This is a genomic window from Streptomyces sp. NPDC054956, from assembly GCF_053609185.1.
On sequence record NZ_JBSGXB010000565.1, the window covers coordinates 1 to 2,349 of the forward strand.

Below are 2,349 nucleotides of genomic sequence, written 5' to 3' on the forward strand. Positions count from 1 at the left end.
GGAACGTTCCGGCCCCGCCCCGCCGTCACGCGCCGCGTGCGCCGACCGCCGTCGCGGCGGCCGGTGTTACGCCGTCCGGGCGATCACGTACCGGAAGATGTTCGGCAGCCACACGGCCCCGTCGGCTCGCTCGTACGGGTGAAGGGCCTCGGCCAGCTCCTTCTCCGTCAGGGCCGGGTCGGCGGAGCCGTCGTAGAGCCCGGTCGACAGCAACCCCCGTACGGCGCTGTCCACATCCGCGTAGCCGAAGGGGCAGAACACCCGGCCCGAGCCGTCCGGCACCAGCCCGGCCGCGGCCGCCACCGCGTCGAGGTCCCGCGCCACCGGACCGCCGCCCATGACCGACGGCACCGTGCACCGTTCCGCCGGGCCCCAGTCGGCCAGCACCACCACCCCGCCGGGCCTGCGCAGCGCCGGCAGGGCCGCCGCGAGGGCGCCCGGGGCGGGCGAAAAGGCCAGCAGCACGTCGTACGGCACCACGGGCGCCGGCGGGGCCGCCAGCACCTCCAGCAGCCGTTCGCGCGCCAGCGTCCGGCGCGCGGGATCCGCCTCCACACCCGTGGCCAGGGCTCCCCGCCCCGAGGCCAGCAGCAGGGGCAGCCCGGCCCCGCAGTCGAGGCCCAGCAGCCGGTCACCCGGCCCGACCTCCAGCCGGTCGTAGACCGCCTCGTACAGCGGTACAAGCATCCGTTCCTGGATTTCCGCCCAGTCCCGGGCGACAAGCGTCGCCGTCGGCGTCGGTGTCATCGAAAGAGCGCTCCTGATTCCGTTTCGCCCCCATGCCCCCGTTGCCAGGGAACTCCCGATTCGACCGCGCGTCCAGAGGAGCGCGCCACCCGATTCACGCTCAGTGCGCCGGGCGCCGTACCATTCGCGCCATGGCAAAGGCACCCGTTCTCACCCCCCAGGCGGAGGATTTCCCCCGCTGGTACCAGGATCTGATCAACAAGGCCGAACTGGCCGACAACGGTCCGGTACGCGGCACCATGGTCATCCGACCGTACGGCTACGGGCTGTGGGAGCGGATGCAGCAGGAGATGGACGCGCGCATCAAGGACGCGGGCGCCCAGAACGCGTACTTCCCGCTGTTCATCCCGCAGTCGTACCTGACCAGGGAAGCCGAGCACGTGGAGGGCTTCGCCCCCGAGCTCGCGGTCGTCACGCACGGCGGCGGCAAGGAGCTCGAAGAGCCGGTCGTGGTCCGCCCCACGTCCGAGACGATCATCAACGACTACTTCTCCAAGTGGGTCCAGAGCTACCGCGACCTGCCCCTGCTGATCAACCAGTGGGCCAACGTGGTCCGCTGGGAGATGCGCCCGCGCGTGTTCCTCCGTACGAGCGAGTTCCTCTGGCAGGAGGGCCACACGGCCCACGTCTCCTACGAGGACGCCCGCGACTACGCCGCCCGCATCCACACGGACGTCTACGGCGACTTCATGACGAACGTGCTCGGCATCGACGTCGTGCTCGGCCGCAAGACCGCCAAGGAGCGCTTCGCCGGCGCCATCAACACCCTCACCCTCGAGGGCATGATGGGCGACGGCAAGGCCCTGCAGCTCGGCACCAGCCACGAGCTCGGCACCAACTTCGCCAAGGCCTTCAACACGCAGTACCTGTCGAAGGAAGGCAAGCAGGAGCTCGTCTGGCAGACCTCGTGGGGCGTCTCGACCCGCATGGTCGGCGGCCTGATCATGTCGCACGGCGACGACAACGGCCTGCGGGTCCCGCCGCGCCTCGCGCACGTCCAGGTCGTCGTCATGGCGATCAAGGGCGACGAGGCCGTGGCGAAGGTCCGCGAGCTGGGCGCCCAGCTCAAGGCCGCGGGCCTGCGGGTCTTCGTCGACGACCGCGTCGACACCCCGTTCGGCCGCCGCGCCGTGGACTGGGAGCTCAAGGGCGTACCGGTCCGCGTCGAGATCGGCCCCCGCGACCTGGAGGCCGGCACCGCGATGCTGGCCCGCCGCATCCCGGGCGGCAAGGAGGCCGTGCAGATCTCCGACCTCGCCGCCCTGCTGCCCAAGGTGCTGGAGGAGGACCAGGCGCAGCTGCTGCGCGAGTCCCGCGAGCGCCGCATCGCCCGTACGACCGACGTCGCCACCATCGAGGAGGCCGCCGAGGCCGCCATCGCCGGCGGCTGGGCGCGCATCCCGTGGGCCGACCTGGGCCCCGAGGGCGAGGCGAAGCTCGCCGAGCAGTCCGTCTCCGTACGCTGCCTGATCGCCGAGGACGGGTCGGTCCCGCAGGCGGACGACGCCCCCGGCAACATCGCCATCGTCGCGCGTTCGTACTAGCCGGACCGGCTGGACGGCGCTCACGCCCCGGCGTGCGGCTCACGCCGCGCGCCGGGGC

General features: G+C 72.3%; 2 protein-coding genes. One reads left to right on the forward strand and one right to left on the reverse strand.

The window, feature by feature from the left end; all coding sequences use genetic code 11:
* Nucleotides 1-66 precede the first annotated feature (66 nt).
* Entirely contained in the window at nucleotides 67-747 is a 681-nt protein-coding gene (locus ACWGDE_RS38270; RefSeq protein ID WP_453393699.1) for a methyltransferase type 11, read from the reverse strand.
* Nucleotides 748-878: 131 nt separating this feature from the next.
* On the opposite strand from ACWGDE_RS38270, the gene proS reads away from it, so the two are divergent.
* Nucleotides 879-2,291: a proline--tRNA ligase gene (gene proS / locus ACWGDE_RS38275; RefSeq protein ID WP_453393700.1), complete on the forward strand. Its 1,413-nt coding sequence runs from the start codon at nucleotides 879-881 to the stop codon at nucleotides 2,289-2,291.
* The last annotated feature ends 58 nt before the right edge of the window (nucleotides 2,292-2,349 follow it).

Bases quoted from the DNA above. Each gene is read 5' to 3' on its own strand.
- ACWGDE_RS38270 (WP_453393699.1), bottom strand. From the start codon at position 747: ATGACACCGACGCCGACGGCGACGCTTGTCGCCCGGGACTGGGCGGAA.
- proS (WP_453393700.1), top strand. From the start codon at position 879: ATGGCAAAGGCACCCGTTCTCACCCCCCAGGCGGAGGATTTCCCCCGC.